The organism is uncultured Veillonella sp. (genome assembly GCF_963551295.1).
Taxonomy (GTDB): domain Bacteria; phylum Bacillota; class Negativicutes; order Veillonellales; family Veillonellaceae; genus Veillonella.
Genome location: NZ_CAUVFT010000023.1, coordinates 1 through 18242, shown reverse-complemented (window position 1 = coordinate 18242; position 18242 = coordinate 1). Strand labels below are relative to the sequence as shown.

The following is an 18242-nucleotide window of genomic DNA, read 5'->3' as shown; positions in this document are numbered from 1 at the left end:
GTCCGGCGAAGAAAGGCCCTTTTTATCCGCAAAATACTAAAACTTGTACTTTAACAGGAAACCATTTTAATTACATATGATTTAATATTGGAATATGATAAACCCCTTTACGAAAAATGTAAAGGGGTTTATCAGATTAAAATTTATTTATTTTCTTGTAACCAAGCAATGGCATATTCCGCATACACCGCTGATGCCGCAGATAGTACGGAGTCATCCATATTAAATCTATTATTATGGTGGTCGAAGGTAGCCTCTACTTCAGGGTTTTGAATACCAATAAAAGCAAAGCATCCTGGTTTATCTTGTAAATACCATGCAAAATCTTCTCCAGGCATTACTTTACGCATCTTAGAAAGCTTGTCTTTACCTAATGTATCAATAACAACACGTTCTGCTAGTTCACTGGATTCATGATCATTAATAGTAGGTGGTACTTTTTTTACATATTCTAATGTAGCAGTCGCGCCATAAGCTTCAGCCGTATGTTCTACTACGCGGCGTATGGATTCAACATAATACTCTTCTTGATCAGGATCAAAGAATCGAATGGTACCACCCATTTTCGCTTCACCAGGGATAACATTCCATTCAGATCCAGAATGAATATTCCCAATAGTTAGTACAAGAGAGTCTAACGCGCTAACATTACGAGACACTACGGTTTGCAAATTCATAACGATGGCACTAGCCACCACGATAGCATCGACCGCTTGGTGTGGCTGCGCACCATGGCCTTGTTTGCCTTTTACGTTGATAGTAATCTGACTACTTGCAGCCATACGTGGGCCTTCCTCTACAGAGATAAAACCTGCTGGTAAGTCAATCCATACATGTCCACCAAAGATGGCATCCACCTTATCGTACCAGTCGCCAAATTTGATGAAATCTGGTGCCCCAGCCCCGGTCTCCTCAGCAGGTTGAAAGGCTAAATATACGTCGCCTTCGATGCGGTCTTTCATAGACATTAACATCTTTGCCGCACCTAGTAAAATAGCCATATGTCCATCATGACCACAAGCATGCATTTTACCCTCTACTTCAGATTTATAGTCCACTGTATTATGTTCATGAACAGGCAGTGCATCGATGTCGGCGCGCAATGCAATAGCCTTTCCAGGCTTAGCACCATGGATAATACCGATTAAGCCTATACCACGTTCTGTGTCTACATGAACCTCTACGCCCATCGATCCTAATTCTTTAGCGAGTGTCTTTGTCGTTTTAAACTCTTCGTTGCTGAGCTCTGGATGTTTATGAAAATATCTACGCCAATCTTGAACGTAGCTTTTATATTGCTCTATTAAATCGCGACTATGCATCGTATCGCCTCCTCTAATATCAGTATATCAATTACATATCAATATGCATCACTAATATATAACGATTATACAGTCTACGAATTTATAAATACACAATCTACATGCGCCAAGAAAAACCCCTTATTTAGGGGAATAACAGGATAAATGTAAAAGAAAACGACAGGCAGCGCCATGTCGTTTTCTCAGTTTCTTATCGGTTGCGCAATACTGCTTGTACCGCTAAGGATACAACAGCTGTTGCAACTGTCACAGCAGCGGTGATTTTCGCCGTTGTGATAATTTCTTCTTTTGTAGGTTTTGCTTTTGCAGCAATGTCCAACGTTTTTGCTACCGCCGGAACCAATACTTCATTACGTAAGGATTCTGTATTCATATTTACTCCTCCAATATAGACTGTTTCTTCTAGGGTAACACGAATACGGACTAAAGTCTATATAATCATCGGTTTATTTCCATAGTTCAATGTTACATAACTATAGTAAACAATATTTATGAAAGCTAGACGAATTCTTATTTTGCAGCTAATTCTTCAATCACTTCAGCCAAAATACGTATCGCCTTTTCTAATTGTTCTTGTGGAATATTAAGGGCTGGTAAAAGTCGTACCTTATTTTTAGCAGATAAGCATACTACGCCCTTTTCTAAACATTTTGCAATGACAGCTTTTGCATCTACTGTAGTCTCAATACCGAGCATGAGCCCCATACCACTAACACCAATGACACCAGGTTTACCAGTTAAGGTAGATTTTACGTATTCCCCTTTTACTTTTACAGAATCGAGAAATTCAGGAGTTAACCGGCTAATAATAGTGTTCCCTGCTGCCGCGCAGATTGGATTTCCCCCAAAGGTAGTAGCGTGGGCACCAGCATTTAAAACGTACTGCATCTTTTCATTGAACAAAGTAGCCCCCATTGGTAGACCTCCCGCCAAGCCTTTTGCAGTAGATACCACATCTGGTTCGATGCCAAATTGTTGGTATGCATATAGACTACCAGTTCGACCATTACCAGTTTGTACCTCATCGATGAGTACCAGTTGATCGTGTTCATGCGCATATTTTGTTACCGCTTGGACAAACTCTTTATCTAAGGGCATAACCCCACCTTCACCTTGGATAGGCTCCATCATGATGGCACAAACAGCTGGATCAGCAAGGACTTTCAACGCTGCATCAATATCATTGGCCGGAGTGTGAATAAAGCCTTCCGTAAATGGGAAGAAATGTTGATGGAATACATCTTGTCCTGTAGCAGACAAGGTGGTAATAGTACGACCGTGGAAACTATTGACCAAGGTAACAACTACATGACGACCTTCGCCGTATTTGTCATGGCTGTATTTACGCGCTGCCTTAATAGCACATTCGTTAGACTCCGCACCAGAGTTAGAGAAAAACACCTTTTTCATCCCCGTTTTCGCGCAGAGCTGTTTCGCTAGTTCAATTTGCGGCAAAGAATAGTATAAATTAGAAATATGATTCAACGCATGAGACTGCTTAGTAACAGCCTCAGTCCACTCATCATCGTCAACACCAAAAGCGGTTACACCAATGCCAGAGCCAAGATCGATGTACTCTTTACCATCTACGTCCCACAAGAGAGAACCCTTCCCTTTTTCAAAGCATACGTTAAACCGACCATACGTATTGGCTATATATTCTTTATCTTGTTTTTCAAAATCCATTGTATTATTCATGATATCCTCCAAACGTACGGCCTTGCCGCCGTCATCTATATAAAAGGTAGTCAGATGATTACCAAAATTATATCTACTATTTTAAGCTACAAACATGGTACCAAGACCTTCATCGGTCAATAGTTCGATAAGAATGGCATGTGGAATTTCACCATTGATGATAAATACCTTCTGTGCCCCTGCTTCGATGGCCTCTAAGCAGCAATCTACTTTAGGAATCATACCTCCTGCAATGATACCATCGGCTTTTAACTGAGCTGCCTCAGCCATTGTAATTTTAGAAATTAAAGAATCTGGATCATGTACATCTCGCAGTACACCATCAATATTGGTCATAGCCACCATTGTTTCCGCCTTGAGAGCGCCTGCAATCTTTGCGGCTACCGTATCAGCATTAATATTGTAAGTATTACCATCGGCACCCATGCCGATAGAAGAAATAACCGGAATATAGCCACGGCTAATTACGTCATGGATAATGCTCGTATCAATAGTATCAATATAACCTACATAACCAAGTTCTTCGTTTTGTTTATGAACTTGAATCATGTTGCCATCCACACCACAGAGGCCAACAGCTTTACCACCTAGATCCGTTAAATCCGCTACGAGACCTTTATTCACCTTGCCGGCTAATACCATTTGTACAACATTCATTGTTGCTTCATCTGTAACGCGTAATCCATTAGCAAAATGTGATTTAATTTGCATCGCCTCTAAGGTACTATTAATAGCTGGGCCACCACCATGAACAAGGACTACTTTGACCCCCACTAATTGAAGTAATAGTAAATCCTTCATGACAGATTTTTTTAACTCTTCATCAACCATGGCATTGCCGCCGTATTTAACGACAACATACTGATCGGTATATTGTTTTATATATGGAACGGCCGCCGTTAGTATCTGCGCCCGCATTGCATTTGTTACGTCCTTCATAGTATTACCTCTACCCCAATACCAATCCAGTCTCTTCTGGCAAACCTAATGCGATATTCATGCATTGAACAGCCGCACCAGATGCACCTTTACCTAAATTATCGAATATAGCGTGAACCATAATGCGTTCATCGTTACCAGTCACATAGATTTTCATGCGGTCCGTATTGCTTAATTGATTAGCGTTTAACATGCCAGTGTTACTATTTTCAGTAAATGGCGCGACCGTAATGATCGTACTATGTTTGTAAAAGTCTTCTAATACTTGTTGCACCTTATCAATGCAAACAGGTTTATGACATAAACGACTATGAATACCTACTGTAACCTCCATCCCAGAGTAGTAGTCATCAACGATTGGCATAAAAATTGGCGCTTCACTAATGCCGCATACATGTTGTACTTCAGGTAAATGTTTATGTTCTTGACCAAGCCCATATTGACGAGGAGCATAAAGGAAATAGTCTTTTGGATTACTTTCATATTGGCCAATCATCTTTTTACCACCACCGCTATAACCTGTTAAAGATGTAATGGTGAAAGGATAATCCGCTGGCACGAGCCCTGCTTTTACAAGAGGCGCTATACAAGCAATCATACCACTCGCATGACAGCCAGGATTTGCAATATGTTTTTTAGTTGCAATAGCTGTTTTGTAGCTTTCACCTAGTTCTGGGAACCCATATGCCCAACCAGCTGTAGTTCTAAACGCTGTAGAAGTATCAATAACCTTACATGGAAAATCACCAATAGCGGCCATAATTTCCTTAGAAGCCACATCAGGTAAACATAGAAATACAAGATCCGCTTTTTTTGCAACCACTTTAATAGCCTCAAGATTTTTGCGATCCTCATCAGCTGTGGCTAAGAGTTCTATATCTTTTCTATCGGATAATCGTTCATGAATTCTAAGACCAGTTGTGCCTTCATGACCAACAATAAATACTCTATGGGGTGTCATAATAAACCTCAATTCTCACCTATTGGTGACTCACACCTATTTATATAGCCCTTTACCCAATATAAATAGGAAACAAACTATACGATTCATTACCATTTAGGAGAATGAATTTATTTCAATGGATAATCTCCAAAGGTAGCAACCATAACTGCCTTAATCGTGTGGAGGCGATTTTCTGCTTCTTGGAACGCTAAAGAGTTTGGACCTTCGAATACCTCTTCGGTCACCTCAATGCCATTCATGCCAAACCGTTCATAAATATCTTTACCTACTTGTGTTTCTGTGTTGTGGAACGCTGGCAAACAGTGGCAGAACTTAGTATTTGGATTGCCAGTTAATGCCATCATTTCTGCATTTACTTGGAATGGTTTAAAGGTATTGATACGTTCCTCCCACATATCGTAAGTATCACCCATCGTTACCCACACACCAGTGTAAATGACATCTAAGCCTTTAACTCCTTCAGCTACATCATCTGTGCAAGTAATAGTAGCACCTGTTTCTTTAGCCACTTTTAAGCACTCTTCATAGAATGGACCAGCTGGCCAGTATTGTTTAGGACCAATAAGTCTGAAATCCATCCCCATTTTAACGGCACCACTCATCAAGGCATTGCACATATTTGATTGACCATGTCCAACATAAGCAAAGGAAATTTCATTCAACGATTTGTCGATATTTTCTTGTATGGTTAAGAAATTTGCTAATGTTTGTGTAGGATGATCCATATCCGTAAGCCCATTCCAAACTGGCACACCAGAGTATTCCGCCAATGTATCTACGTCCTCTTGGTCAAATCCTCTAAACTCGATAGCGTCATACATGGAACCAAGAACACGAGCGGTATCCTTTAAAGATTCTTTCTTATTCATTTGGGACCCTGTAGGTCCAAGATATGTTGTAAAAGCACCTTGGTCAGCAGCACCTACCTCAAAAGCGCAACGTGTCCGTGTTGAGTCCTTTTCAAAAATTAGAACAAAGTTTTTACCTTCTAATGTTTTAATTTCCTTGCCCGCTTTTTTATCTGCTTTTAGCTTCGCTGCTAAATCCAAAAAATACTTAATTTCCTCTGGTGTATATGGAAGCATTGTTTTAAATGATTTATGTTGTAAACTTTTCATGATAACCTCTTATATGTAAACTACATCTTTTCTTGTAAAAATTCGGCGGCCAACGCTGCCATCATTGTGATACCTGGTTCAAGAATACTTTCATCGATGGTGAAAGCTGCATTATGCAACGCTGGATTGCCTTCAAAGCCAGTGCCTAACCAAAGGAAAGCACCTTTAATCTTATGAAGATAGGCGGAGAAGTCTTCTGCCGTCATAGACGGGAATTCAGGATGTACCACCGCTTCTTTGCCAAAATATTTTTCTACAATAGATGTGGCATAATCGATGGCCTCTGGATCATTGATAGTAGCACCATGACCACGTTTATAGTCCAAGGTGCTTTCCGTTTTAAACATCACATCTAGGGCCTGTAAGCTTTCACTTAAACGTCGCTCAATATAATCACGTTTCTCTGGTTCATAGGTACGGCAAGTACCTTCAAGATACACGTCACCACAGCCCACATTGTATCGGTCACCACCATTAATCACTCCAATTGTGCACACGAGATTTTCCATGGGATTCGTTTCACGAGCTACCATGGACTCCACATTTACAATCCAGTTTGCGGCTGCTACTATTGCGTCTACCCCATTATGAGGTTCTGCACCATGAGTAGCTTTCCCTTTAATGTGTACGAGGAAGTGATCGGATGCAGCCATGAGATTACCTTTTTTAAGACCTACAGTTCCCACTGGCAATTGAGGCCACACATGAAGTCCATATATCTCATCCACATCGTCGAGGATGCCGCTATCGACAATGCCTTGAGCCCCTGGAAATAAAGCTTCTTCTTCTGAAGGTTGAAATACGAGTTTCACGGTCCCATGTAATTGATCTTTAATAGATTGTAGAATCGCCGCTGCACCAAGTAAAATTGCCATGTGGCTATCATGACCACAGGCATGCATAACACCTTCATTTTGTGAAGCAAAGGGGAATCCCGTTATTTCATGTATGGGTAACGCATCCATATCGGCACGCAATGCAATAACAGGGCCTGTATGAGCACCTTCTATCTTACCGATAACAGCATAATCAGAAATATCGTTTACAAAGGGAATTCCTAGTTCACCAAGCACCTTTTGAATAAATAAAGATGTATTCTTTTCTTCACCAGATAGCTCTGGATGACTATGAATATGTCGGCGCCATTCCACAACTTGTTCTTTATATTGGGAGGCATATATCTTAATTAAATCTTGTAATGCATTCATTAGGCTATCTCCTTTATACACGATATGTATATTTTATACATATTTTGTGTATTTTTATAATCTATACACGTATTATAATACTACCTACCATAATTAGCAAGTATTTATACAAATCTTCCGTATTTTTATTTGTTATATTGTAAATCAATTTTACTTATAGATTCTTGCAACCTTTGATTAGAGAAAAATAGACAAAAAAGACACCTTCCAAAAAAGGTGTCTTTTTCTTATTTTTCAATGACTGATTCGTCGAGTTGAGTACCATCAGGTAAAAATGATTTTACAATCAGCTTATTCGGTGTCACTGTCATAGACATATAATTATTCGTTTCAGGCTGAGGTGCTACATATACATCTAATGGATGTTGCTTCCACTTAGGACGTCGTGCATCACCAGCTATCCCTGTAAGGATATATAGTGGACCAGATGGGTCTCGATCAAAGTTTCGCACATGACCGCGGTTGCGGTATGTATGTAAATGAGCAGATAAAACTAAGTCTACATTAAACTCATCGAAGATAGGCATAAATAATACACCCTCATCATCAAAACCTACATCGCGACTTGCACCTGGTCGGTCAAAGGCATATTGGAATGGATCTCTATGCATAAGAACGACAGTCCATTTTTTCGTATTAGCTGCAAGATCTTGGCGTAACCATTGAACCTGTACATCGTATAAATCAGGATGATGCGTATCATGATTATCCTCATGATTGCTTTCATATAACATTGTATCTAATACAACGTAATGAACATCACCGAAGTCATAGGAATAATAACGACGATTAAAAATTTCATTCCCATTAGGTGGTACTGCGAAGTAATTCAAATACGCATAAGGCTCGCGCATTTTCCAATCTAATGTATACATCTCGTGATTGCCTAATGTCGTTGCTAACGGCACATTAGCACTCAACGGTCTAATGGAATTTAACCAAGTGCGCCATTGATAGGCCTGCTCTCCATTATCTATAAGGTCACCCATGCTAATATACAAGGCTGTATTGGGATTGCGTTTTGCTGAATCTTTTACAATTCGTTCCCACTCGGAATAATCACCAGACTGCGAATCTGGATAGATAAGGACATCATATTCTTTAGCGCCTGCGGTTTCCAATGAATACCAATCACTGCGACGATCACTACCATAACCAACACGATATTCATATTTAGTATTAGGCGCCAAACCAGTTAATGTCCCCTCATGGATATAGGTAGTACTACCATCATCGGTAAAAGCTTTGTCTGTAGCTCTTATCGTTTGAGTCGTATCGGATCCAACAAGACGATACTCTATTACCGCATCAGCTTCGCTGCTATCTGATTGCCACATAATAGTACGACTCGTGCTGTTATCTTGAGCTACAATTTGCCTAATATAACGATTTTCAGAATCGAGGAGTGGCTTAATTTCTTGTCCACTTACCACAGCCGCTGTTCTAGCTATACGACTCTGTATGGCATCTTTATGGACATATCCACCTATAGTAACACAGACCAAGGCAATAATGGCTAGCACGGATATAATTAATCTTTTTTTGTTCATATAATTCTAATTCTTTTCGTAATATTGTTTCATTTGTGTGTAGCCATTAACAATGACTTCGATTTCACCCGTTCTAGGATGGAAGATAAGACCATGAATAGGCACATCTTTAGGAATCAAAGGATTCATACGCAATTCGTCTACTGTATCCTCTACATTTTCAGCAGGATGTGTAAAGCCATCAGCCCAGCGTTCCATTTCTTTACGGACCATATGAATCGCTTCTGGTGCAATACCACGAGCCAACATTTTTTCTGTTAGATCTTTTGCCGTAGTTTTTGCCATACCACATTCGTGATGACCAATGATAAAGATTTCGTTAACGCCTAGCTCATAAATACAAACAAGTAAACTACGTACAACGCCATCAAAGGAACCAGTAATACAGTTACCTGCAGTCTTTACGATTTTCGCTTCACCGCGCCCAATATCCATGGAATCTTCTAAGAAGTTAACAAGACGTGTATCCATACATGTAACAATTGCCATTTCACGACTAGGCATTTTACTACACTTTGTATCTGTATCTACATAACCTGTATTTTGATCTTCTACATATTCTCGATTATGGGCTAAAATATCATCTAATAAGCTCATAGTACCTCCTATATAAAAAGACTTTGGCATACAACCAAGGTCTCTATATCAATAATGGTCGATATACATATTATATCATATTAAGTTGTACACGCTTTAAGCCACAAAAAATAGGTCTATTCAAATACATGTATTATATATTTGAATAGACCTAAATCGCTTTTAAAATGCTAGAGTACACACATTATCTATCAGGTGTAGATAATGCTTCGATAGCTACGCTACCACCACGTACAACTTCAATACGATTGACGAACATATCTTTAAATAAGGCAATCATGTCATTATTTTTAGATACGGTCTTTACGCATTGTACGAGTACAGACTTGCGATTATAATCTACTACTAATAAATCAAAAGTTTGAGCAATGCGGAAGATTTCTTGTTTATCTGCTTCCTTACAACTATTAACCTTAATAAATAGTAACTCTTTTTTTGTAATCGCCATATCTGTAAAGTCGATAACTTTAATAACCTCTACGCTTCGATTTAGTTGCTTAATAATTTGTTCATACGTCAAATCATCACAAGTAAGGTCAATCGTCATACGAGACATAGTAGGGTCTTCTGTTTCTCCTACCGTCAATGTATCTAGGTTATAGTTTTTACCAGCAAAGAGGCCAGAAATTTTAGCCAATACACCGATTTGGTTTTCTACATACGCTGAAATACAGCGTTTTTTCATATGTACTTCCATAGCCCCTCCTATTTTTTATCCTTTAACAACATATCACTTAAAGACTTACCTGCTGGTACCATTGGTAATACATTGAGCTCCGTTGGAATGATGAACTCTAGTAAGGTTGGACCATTTTTGAAAGTATCCGCCAATTGGAACCCTTTTTCTATGTCCTCTACCTTAGTAATACGCATTGCCTTTGCGCCATAAGCATCTGCCAATTTTACAAAGTCCGGTACATATTCAAACTCATCATTATCGATCACATCACGCGTTACGAGGGCGCTTTCATCCATCATCAAATTCGTACAAGCATACCGTTTATCGTAGAATAATTGTTGCCATTGACGCACATTACCAAGGAAACCATTATTTAAGATAATCAGTGTCACAGGCAAACGATAGTGCATAGCAGTAGCAAACTCTTGGATATTCATTTGCACGCCACCATCACCACAGATGGCAAACACGCGCTTATCTGGATTTCCCATTTGCGCACCTAAGGCAGCAGGGAAACCATAACCCATGGTACCTAGGCCACCAGACGTCAACATTTGATATTGCCCTTTTATCTCAAGGAACTGAGTAGTCCACAATTGATTTTGCCCTACATCGGTTGTAACAATAGGACGTTCATAGTGATTATTAATGTAATCGATAACAGTTTGAGGTGTTAGCCCCTCTTCATCAGCTTGAGTAACAGGACGTTCTACTTTAAGCTGTTGCAATTGTTCAGGCCAATCACCAAGATCATGAGGTTCAATATATTCCAATAATTTTTCAATAGCTAATTTAGCATCTGCTACGATTGGAATATCGACCTTAATATTTTTAGAAATAGATGCAGCATCCACATCAATATGGATAATCTTACAATCTTGTGCAAAGGTACTTAATTTACCTGTAATGCGGTCGTTAAAACGGGTACCAATAGAAATCATCACATCACAATCTGTGAGTGCCACATTTGGTGCATATCCACCGTGAATACCAACATTGCCTAAGTATAGCGGATGTCGCGTATCTACCGCACCTTTCCCCATCAAGGTCGTTACAACAGGAATTCCCGTTTTGTTTACCAACTCCATCATAAGCTCGTTAGCACCACTAATGCTTACCCCACCGCCTAATAGGAATAGAGGCCTTTTAGCTTTACTGATAATAGAACAGGCCTTTTTTACTTGACCTACGTGAACAGTGGTATTTGGTTTGTAACCGCGAATATTAACCTCAGTAGGATACTCATCAGACCCCATAGCCTTTTGAATATTTTTAGGAATATCCACAACCACAGGGCCTGGTCGACCTGTGCGAGCAATATAAAAGGCTTCTTTCAAAATACGGCCAAGCTCTTTACGATCACGAACGGTAACAGCATATTTACAGATATTGCGTACAATGCCAACAGTATCTACTTCTTGGAACGCATCATTGCCCATCAGACCCAAGTCAACTTGGCCTGTAATACAAACGAGCGGAATACTATCAGAATAAGCAGTAGCAATACCAGTCACAAGATTTGTAGCACCAGGTCCAGAGGTTACCATACAAACCCCTACTTTACCGGTACTACGAGCATATCCATCTGCCGCATGAGCCAATGCTTGCTCATGACGAGGCAAGATAACCTTTACCTGATCTTGTTTATATAATTCATCCATGATGTCGATGGTTGCGGCCCCAGGATAGTTAAACAAAAACTCTACCTGCTCCTCTTGAAGGGCTTTTACCAGATACTGTGCGCCTGAAATCATAGGTATCTCCTTATTTATATAATGCATGCATATCGAATTCTCAATATTCACATCTGATATATCTAAAAAATTGAATATCTTATATAGATATGTTATACTCAGTAGTGTACCATATGTTGTGGTACATGAATATGTATAAAATCTCAAATTATAGAAATATATGTAGATTCTATTTTGAAAGGACTGAATATCATGAAAGAAATATTAGGTTTCCATTTAAACGGTTGCCCTTATTGCGCTAATGCATTCCGTGCTATCGATGAACTCGTTGCAGAAAATCCTGCATACGCAGATATTCATATCAACTGGGTTGAAGATCAAGATGCTCATGAGCTCTTCAAAACTCACCCTTATGAATACTATCCGAACTTATGGTTCGACCTCGACAAACAATACGAGGCGCAACCTGGTGAAAGCTATGTCCAAACAAAATCTTTAATCAAAACTGTATTGGACAAAGCACTCGCGTAAAACGCTATATTTACAAATAATAATGCACCCCTAACATATAATCTAATGTTAGGGGTGCATTTTAGTATACTGTAAGATTATGGCTTTTTTTGTACCATAAACTTACTGACTGCCTTATACACAATTAAAATCAATGCAATTTCTAATGGGAAACAAATGATATTTTTAATAAGACGTCCAATAAATATAGCAGATACTGCTTTGTTATAAAATATTGTGAGCCATATTGTATTTAATATCAGATGTATACATACAGTAACAATCGTCTCCGGTAAAAGTAATTGTTTAAATGTAACATTACGTCCGTGTAAAAAATACCCATACACATAGCCTACAAGAAATTCAGATATGATAAAGCCGGGAAAGAATACCCCTTGTCCAAATAAAGACATACCTATAAAACAGGCAATAGCAGCCATTATACCTGCTGCCATAGGCCCATAAAGAATACCAAATATAGCGGTTGATAAAAATCCAAAGGTAATATGTATAAATGTAGTATGAATAGCAAATATATAAGATAGTAAAACCGTCAATGCTACAAACATTCCTGTCTTTACAATCATATCAGTTTTCATAAGAAGTACGACTCCTTTTTCTATCCTTCCACTCTAAATACATATGGCGAATAACTTGAATTGGTGATATAAATAACATTCTAGGACCACCATAGCGCATGATTTCACGTATTTTTTCACGATATGTAGGAGCATAGCAATGCGTTTTACATACGCTGCAGAAGGTCTTGCTTTCCATATGAGGACATACATCTATACGATGTTCAGCATATTGCCAAACTTTTTGACACTCCTCACAGAGTTGTCCTTTAGGAGTGTGGTGCTTATTATGACAATAGATGCCAATAATCTGGTACATAGTTTTTAGTTCTAACTTACGTTTCTCATCAACTGTCATGTTTCTCTCCTATTTCACAGACCATGAAACCCAAGCCACCTTATCAATAGTCTTATTATGGATTTCTCCATCAATAGCTAGTGGCTCAATGAGATTTCTAATCTCTTCTTTCATGTCTTCCATATCTCCCCATCCATTATTATGAAGTCGCATGGTAAAGTAATTAACCGCCTTTTCAAGAGACATAACCTCTGTTTCAAGAACCGTTTTGTAGGTTACTTTCACATTACGCCCCATCTCATGAATTGCATCTAAACATTCTTTCATCTTGCCATCCCACGGGAAAGAATCACGGCCAAAGAAATGTTCAGATAACATATCTACCATTTCGTCGCTCCGTTCGCTGAAAGCAATCCACAAGCATTTATCATTACTTGCATCGTGCATGGCGCGAATATTTTCTACATTAAACATAATTGGACAGAAGATACTGTATGCCAAGTCAAAGCTTTTATCCCAACCTAGTTCTTGACGAGTTTCATCAGACCAAGGTCCGATATATAAGCTAAGATCTAAACCTTCTGACTCTGCCAATTGTTTAGCACCGCGAATCATACCATCAGATAAATCGATACCAGTCGCTTTATAGCCTTCCCTAGCTAACCCAAGTGCGTAGTCACAAACACCACAACCTACATCAAGCGTACGACCATTCGCTGAAGGTAATAAATTTTCATCCTTTAAAAAGGCTAAAAAATCAGTGACCTGTGCCTTGCGATCCTCGCGATTGTGCATTTCTACAAAGTACTCGGAACGATGGTTCCATGCGTCTTGCTCATCACGCCAAGTTTCATTGACGGTAAGCTCTTGTATTTTGTTTGTCATATTATCCCCTCTAAATAGCTGCATCCCCAAACGAATGAGTTATAGATACATATATAAGTAATTTTCACTTAGTTAAATTCACTATGTAATTTAACGCTCCCCTATATGTCCTAGTGTTCCGGCTAGGATGTTCAGATTTCCATATAGCTATTCTTATTGTACATCGTTCTCAAAATAAAATGTGTTACTCAAATCACATTTATTATGTTATTTCGATATTATTAAATATAAAACTCTATATCGAAATCTTATCAGCAACTCAACTCATGTAGTTATATATCTCTATGTAGTTCATACATGTATCGCCATTTATTTCTTTCCCATTAATGCATACAAATAACACTTTAAAGTTGACTATATACATTATTTCATATATTACTTATATTTATTATAATAAAGAAAAGGAGGACTTAAAAGTATGGGAAAATATATGATAATCCTAATGTTTGTATTAGTCGCTATCGCAGTGACATTTGCTACGTATAACCTATCTATAATTAGATCTATGCCTCCTGAAGATCGTTATAAACTTCTTTATTTTACAGATGATCAAGTCTCAATAGGCATTGGATTAATGAAAAGAACCTATAAATTAAAAGATATTCGAGAAGTACGCTTCTCTAAGGGCAAAAAATTCCGCAGTATGGGAAGCTGGGCAGGCAGAATAAAGATTTGCAAACAAAATGGTAAGACAAGCTGTTGGATAGAATTTGATGGTACGGTCTATTACAAAAAGATGGTATATATAACAAATGAAGAAATCATTGATAAATCAATAAATATACTCATGAATGAATTTAGATCTAGAGGAATTCAGTGTAATAAATATAGATAGTAAAGTTAGAACAATAAAGTACGCTAAATTATGATATACAAATATATAATTCTCTGTCCTATAGACTAATTATAGACATACAAAAAGGCTTCTCGAAATCGAGAAGCCTTTTATTTGGTGCGCCTAGCAGGATTCGAACCATTACAAGAAAGTGAATATTATCCCTTTTCTCAATCATATCTTTACTAATACAAGCCACACTTTTACTCATACCATCTAAAATAGTAATTTATTAGATCATTCCATATTATTAGATAACAATTTTTCATATAATGGTATTAAAAACTCTACTGCTTGGCTTTCTGTTTTTATTATAGAAAGATCCATACCATAAGCCTCCATTACAGCTTTATCATTATCTTGATGCGCTTTGGTCAAATCATAAAGTGCTTGCATTTTCTTAGGAGAATATAAATCTCCCAAACTAATACATTTATATTTAGCTCTGATATTTAAAATTTCTTTAGCTGTTTGCTCAATTTTTGTTTTCTGTAATTCTGTGGGCTTAGGCCAAGGAAATGTATTATATACAAATCCACTAGAGTAAGCATATCTTGATTCAAGCTTTCCACCAAATGTTTTCATCCAAGCCATATGAACATTAGATTCTAATACACCAAACTCATATAATGAACCATCATCAACCATATAAAGTTTATTAGATGCAATAACCTCTTTATCCAAATAAAGCATTGGAATATATTTTCGACTCTCTGAAGAATATTCTGGTATAGCAATATAATGGCTACCTTTAATTGAAGCTATACTTGCAAACAGCGTAGGTTTCTCTATTATTGAACTAGCATTACTCGTTTTATTTTTTGCCTTCAACAATCTATAAGATTTTACTGCATCTATTCGATTTAAAATTGGTGGACAGTTAAGATATAAATTGGGATCAGCATCTTTTAACCATATTACATATCGTTTTGTCCCCTTTAATAATTCTTTGCCACCAATAAACTCTTTAATCAAAGGCTCTACTTCTGGATATTGCTTTAATAAATCATCTTTCTCATCACTGGTTAAAATAAAGTTTCCACCATCATTTGGCTTACTTCCATAAAGTATCTTAGCTTGACCAGATAGTGGTTTAGCAATACGACTCATTAAGATATTTGGCGCATTAAGTAAATATGCATTAATATTTTTAACTTCTTGATAAGTTTGTTTATCAGAATATAAATACTTTTTCTGTATAGATTTAGAACCCTTGTATTGAAATCCAATTATAACTACGGTCACAGCTGCTTTTTTTGATGATTCGCTATCCCACTTAAAAGGTTGATAGGCATATATTATTTCCGCGTTATATTTATTCATTTCAGTCCATAAAGTACTAACTTGTTCACCTTGAACAATACTATTCGTTGCTACAAATGCAACTTGAATATCACTATTAAAAACATATTTTGCAGCTTTTACAAACCAAGATGCGACAAAATCTAGTTGACCATACTTAAAATTTGCACCAAATACATACTCAGAACTATTTTTTTGCTCTTGAGATTGTTTAGATCTACCTCTAAAAGGCGGATTACCAATAATATACTTTAAATCTTTATTTGGAATTACAGTGTTCCAGTCAAGTTTTAATGCATCACCTTCTACTATATTATTATATGCTTTCAAGGGAAGATATGTATCATTACTATAAATAATTTCTTTAGTCTTCTCCATTAATTGACTTTCAGCAATCCATAATGCTGTTTTTGCTACTGATACTGCAAAGTCATTTATTTCAATTCCGAACATTTGTTGAATACTGACTTTAATAATACTATCAGTCATAACTGATAACATACTTTGTTTACCATATATAAGACTAATTGCTTCATTCTCAAGATTACGTAGAGATATATATGTTTCCGTTAAAAAATTCCCTGAACCGCATGCAGGGTCTAAAAAAGTTAAAGATGCTAACTTCTCTTGAAATATTAATGCCTTACGTTTCTGAGCTGCTGGTTGTTTTATCAAATTAATTTCATTTAGTTCTATTCTTAAAGCATCCAAAAATAGTGGGTCTATAACTTTATGTATATTTTCAATAGAAGTATAATGCATCCCCCCCTCTCTTCGAGTTTCAGGATTAAGCGTGCTTTCAAAGACTGCCCCAAAAATTGTAGGACTTATTTGTGACCAATCAAAACTTGCACTAGCACTATCTAGGATTAGTACACGTAACTCATCGGTAAATTGGGGAATCTCCATTTGATTATCCTCAAACATACCACCATTTACATAAGGAAAAGCAGCCAAATCATCATTCAAATAATGATCTCTCTCTTCTACTGGAGTATTTAAGACATTAAACAAATCAATAAGTGCTCTTCTGATATGCTTTGTTTCAAATTGTGCTAAATAATCATGAAACATTGATTTAGAACCAAATATTCCCGCATCTTCAGCATAAAGACAAAATACAATACGTACACATAGCTGATTTATTGCATGTAATGATGACATTAGTTCAGGATTTTCATATTGTGTATAAAGTAAATCATATATTTTCCCTACAATCTCACCCGCAGCCATAGAAATCTGCATTTCTCTTTCTAAGTGAGTGTTGTCTACACAGGTTAGAAATCCTAATCTAGTAAATTCAGTATCAAGGTTCTCTAATTTTATAATATGAGGTTCTGCATTTGGAGTGCGCATATCATAAACATGAAACTCTTTAAAATTTGAAACAACTATTTTTGAAGGCATCTCATCAATACCTAATGAATATGCATATCTTTTAGCTTGATCTATAGGGCGTAATTTTTGCCCATCAGATTGAGTTACCCCTTTATTCAAATCCACATTTGGTCCTTTTTGTTCAATTAGGACTTTTGTGGACTTAATATATGCATCAATTCTCCCTTTATAAGATTTATCTCCTGCGGTTATAGATGAAAGCATTTTATCAAGCTCTATAGGTTTCTCAAAATTTATATAATTAACAGCATCAGATATTCCAAAAACGTTAGTTAATAAATCTATCCAAAATGCATCTTTTAACTGTACTTCATTATGCTTATTATCTAAAATATCAATCCATTTATCTTTAAATGTTTTTGCAGCTCGTTTTTGTTCATTATGTGTTAACATATATTTCCCCAATAAATATAAATCAATCTACTATCGATAAAATACCTAAGTTTTATCTATTATAACATTTATTTCTGCAACAAAATATGAGTCTCAAGATATGTGTGATAATCAATAAATTTTTTTGTTAAATTACATTATATATACATCTTTATTTTAATATATAAAATATATAATTATACAAAAAGGCTTCTCGATATCTCGAGAAGCCTTTTTTGCATTGGTGCGCCTAGCAGGATTCGAACCTGCGCACCCGGTTCCGGAGACCGGCGCT

17 protein-coding genes are annotated in these 18242 nt (G+C 37.2%); 2 read left to right on the top strand and 15 right to left on the bottom strand.

Going from position 1 to position 18242, the window contains the following annotated elements; translation table 11 throughout:
- Positions 1–143: 143 nt before the first annotated feature.
- The 11 genes from RYO55_RS07110 to ilvB form a co-directional block, all read right to left on the bottom strand.
- Positions 144–1322 carry an amidohydrolase gene (locus tag RYO55_RS07110; RefSeq protein WP_314984834.1) on the bottom strand — a complete coding sequence of 393 codons (1179 nt, stop codon included), beginning with the start codon at positions 1320–1322 and terminating at the stop codon, positions 144–146.
- A 190-nt stretch (positions 1323–1512) separates the two neighbouring features.
- The gene (locus RYO55_RS07105) at positions 1513–1695 is read right to left on the bottom strand and encodes a hypothetical protein (RefSeq protein WP_004696604.1); all 183 of its coding nucleotides are present in this window, start codon (positions 1693–1695) and stop codon (positions 1513–1515) included.
- Positions 1696–1832: 137 nt separating this feature from the next.
- Positions 1833–3020, bottom strand: coding sequence for an aspartate aminotransferase family protein (locus tag RYO55_RS07100; protein ID WP_314984832.1), 1188 nt, complete (start codon positions 3018–3020; stop codon positions 1833–1835).
- Positions 3021–3101: 81 nt separating this feature from the next.
- Positions 3102–3959, bottom strand: a complete 858-nt coding sequence (gene argB, locus RYO55_RS07095; protein ID WP_314984830.1) for an acetylglutamate kinase — start codon at positions 3957–3959, stop codon at positions 3102–3104.
- A gap of 10 nt (positions 3960–3969) precedes the next feature.
- Complete coding sequence (gene argC, locus RYO55_RS07090; protein WP_314984828.1) at positions 3970–4920, bottom strand: N-acetyl-gamma-glutamyl-phosphate reductase; 951 nt, start codon at positions 4918–4920, stop codon at positions 3970–3972.
- A gap of 110 nt (positions 4921–5030) precedes the next feature.
- A complete protein-coding gene (gene argF, locus RYO55_RS07085) occupies positions 5031–6041 on the bottom strand; it encodes an ornithine carbamoyltransferase (protein WP_353843743.1) in 1011 nt (336 codons plus the stop codon).
- A gap of 20 nt (positions 6042–6061) precedes the next feature.
- Entirely contained in the window at positions 6062–7249 is a 1188-nt protein-coding gene (locus RYO55_RS07080; protein WP_314984826.1) for a M20 family metallopeptidase, read from the bottom strand.
- Between the two features lie 227 nt (positions 7250–7476).
- A complete protein-coding gene (locus RYO55_RS07075) occupies positions 7477–8799 on the bottom strand; it encodes a fibronectin type III domain-containing protein (RefSeq protein WP_314984824.1) in 1323 nt (440 codons plus the stop codon).
- Positions 8800–8805: 6 nt separating this feature from the next.
- Complete coding sequence (locus RYO55_RS07070) at positions 8806–9396, bottom strand: carbonic anhydrase (RefSeq protein ID WP_314984823.1); 591 nt, start codon at positions 9394–9396, stop codon at positions 8806–8808.
- 184 nt (positions 9397–9580) lie between these two features.
- The gene (ilvN, locus tag RYO55_RS07065) at positions 9581–10093 is read right to left on the bottom strand and encodes an acetolactate synthase small subunit (protein WP_314984822.1); all 513 of its coding nucleotides are present in this window, start codon (positions 10091–10093) and stop codon (positions 9581–9583) included.
- Between the two features lie 8 nt (positions 10094–10101).
- A complete protein-coding gene (gene ilvB / locus RYO55_RS07060; protein WP_314984821.1) occupies positions 10102–11829 on the bottom strand; it encodes a biosynthetic-type acetolactate synthase large subunit in 1728 nt (575 codons plus the stop codon).
- Between the two features lie 192 nt (positions 11830–12021).
- Here ilvB and RYO55_RS07055 point away from each other — a divergent pair, with 192 nt between their 5' ends.
- Positions 12022–12300 carry a glutaredoxin gene (locus tag RYO55_RS07055; protein ID WP_302498133.1) on the top strand — a complete coding sequence of 93 codons (279 nt, stop codon included), beginning with the start codon at positions 12022–12024 and terminating at the stop codon, positions 12298–12300.
- Positions 12301–12377: 77 nt separating this feature from the next.
- Here the strand turns inward: RYO55_RS07055 and RYO55_RS07050 are convergent, their stop codons facing one another.
- From RYO55_RS07050 to RYO55_RS07040, 3 genes are read right to left on the bottom strand one after another with little or no spacing between them, the layout of a single operon-like run.
- Positions 12378–12878, bottom strand: coding sequence for a folate family ECF transporter S component (locus RYO55_RS07050; protein WP_004696629.1), 501 nt, complete (start codon positions 12876–12878; stop codon positions 12378–12380).
- Positions 12868–13215 carry a nitrous oxide-stimulated promoter family protein gene (locus RYO55_RS07045; RefSeq protein WP_004696632.1) on the bottom strand — a complete coding sequence of 116 codons (348 nt, stop codon included), beginning with the start codon at positions 13213–13215 and terminating at the stop codon, positions 12868–12870. The genes RYO55_RS07050 and RYO55_RS07045 overlap by 11 nt, the downstream gene beginning before the upstream one ends.
- 9 nt (positions 13216–13224) lie before the next feature.
- Positions 13225–14040 carry a class I SAM-dependent methyltransferase gene (locus RYO55_RS07040; protein ID WP_314984818.1) on the bottom strand — a complete coding sequence of 272 codons (816 nt, stop codon included), beginning with the start codon at positions 14038–14040 and terminating at the stop codon, positions 13225–13227.
- A gap of 418 nt (positions 14041–14458) precedes the next feature.
- Here RYO55_RS07040 and RYO55_RS07035 point away from each other — a divergent pair, with 418 nt between their 5' ends.
- A complete protein-coding gene (locus RYO55_RS07035; RefSeq protein ID WP_314984817.1) occupies positions 14459–14875 on the top strand; it encodes a hypothetical protein in 417 nt (138 codons plus the stop codon).
- 237 nt (positions 14876–15112) lie between these two features.
- On the opposite strand, the gene RYO55_RS07030 is transcribed toward RYO55_RS07035, so the two are convergent.
- Positions 15113–17968: a DNA methyltransferase gene (locus RYO55_RS07030; protein ID WP_314984816.1), complete on the bottom strand. Its 2856-nt coding sequence runs from the start codon at positions 17966–17968 to the stop codon at positions 15113–15115.
- Positions 17969–18242 lie beyond the last annotated feature (274 nt).

Excerpts from the sequence above, each read along its gene's own strand:
- RYO55_RS07080 (WP_314984826.1), bottom strand. The coding sequence starts at position 7,249 with ATGAATGCATTACAAGATTTAATTAAGATATATGCCTCCCAATATAAA.
- ilvB (WP_314984821.1), bottom strand. The coding sequence starts at position 11,829 with ATGATTTCAGGCGCACAGTATCTGGTAAAAGCCCTTCAAGAGGAGCAG.
- argF (WP_353843743.1), bottom strand. The coding sequence starts at position 6,041 with ATGAAAAGTTTACAACATAAATCATTTAAAACAATGCTTCCATATACA.
- RYO55_RS07040 (WP_314984818.1), bottom strand. The coding sequence starts at position 14,040 with ATGACAAACAAAATACAAGAGCTTACCGTCAATGAAACTTGGCGTGAT.
- argB (WP_314984830.1), bottom strand. The coding sequence starts at position 3,959 with ATGAAGGACGTAACAAATGCAATGCGGGCGCAGATACTAACGGCGGCC.
- RYO55_RS07035 (WP_314984817.1), top strand. The coding sequence starts at position 14,459 with ATGGGAAAATATATGATAATCCTAATGTTTGTATTAGTCGCTATCGCA.
- RYO55_RS07075 (WP_314984824.1), bottom strand. The coding sequence starts at position 8,799 with ATGAACAAAAAAAGATTAATTATATCCGTGCTAGCCATTATTGCCTTG.
- RYO55_RS07100 (WP_314984832.1), bottom strand. The coding sequence starts at position 3,020 with ATGAATAATACAATGGATTTTGAAAAACAAGATAAAGAATATATAGCC.
- argC (WP_314984828.1), bottom strand. The coding sequence starts at position 4,920 with ATGACACCCCATAGAGTATTTATTGTTGGTCATGAAGGCACAACTGGT.
- RYO55_RS07110 (WP_314984834.1), bottom strand. The coding sequence starts at position 1,322 with ATGCATAGTCGCGATTTAATAGAGCAATATAAAAGCTACGTTCAAGAT.
- RYO55_RS07030 (WP_314984816.1), bottom strand. The coding sequence starts at position 17,968 with ATGTTAACACATAATGAACAAAAACGAGCTGCAAAAACATTTAAAGAT.
- ilvN (WP_314984822.1), bottom strand. The coding sequence starts at position 10,093 with ATGGAAGTACATATGAAAAAACGCTGTATTTCAGCGTATGTAGAAAAC.
- RYO55_RS07105 (WP_004696604.1), bottom strand. The coding sequence starts at position 1,695 with ATGAATACAGAATCCTTACGTAATGAAGTATTGGTTCCGGCGGTAGCA.
- RYO55_RS07045 (WP_004696632.1), bottom strand. The coding sequence starts at position 13,215 with ATGACAGTTGATGAGAAACGTAAGTTAGAACTAAAAACTATGTACCAG.
- RYO55_RS07070 (WP_314984823.1), bottom strand. The coding sequence starts at position 9,396 with ATGAGCTTATTAGATGATATTTTAGCCCATAATCGAGAATATGTAGAA.
- RYO55_RS07055 (WP_302498133.1), top strand. The coding sequence starts at position 12,022 with ATGAAAGAAATATTAGGTTTCCATTTAAACGGTTGCCCTTATTGCGCT.
- RYO55_RS07050 (WP_004696629.1), bottom strand. The coding sequence starts at position 12,878 with ATGAAAACTGATATGATTGTAAAGACAGGAATGTTTGTAGCATTGACG.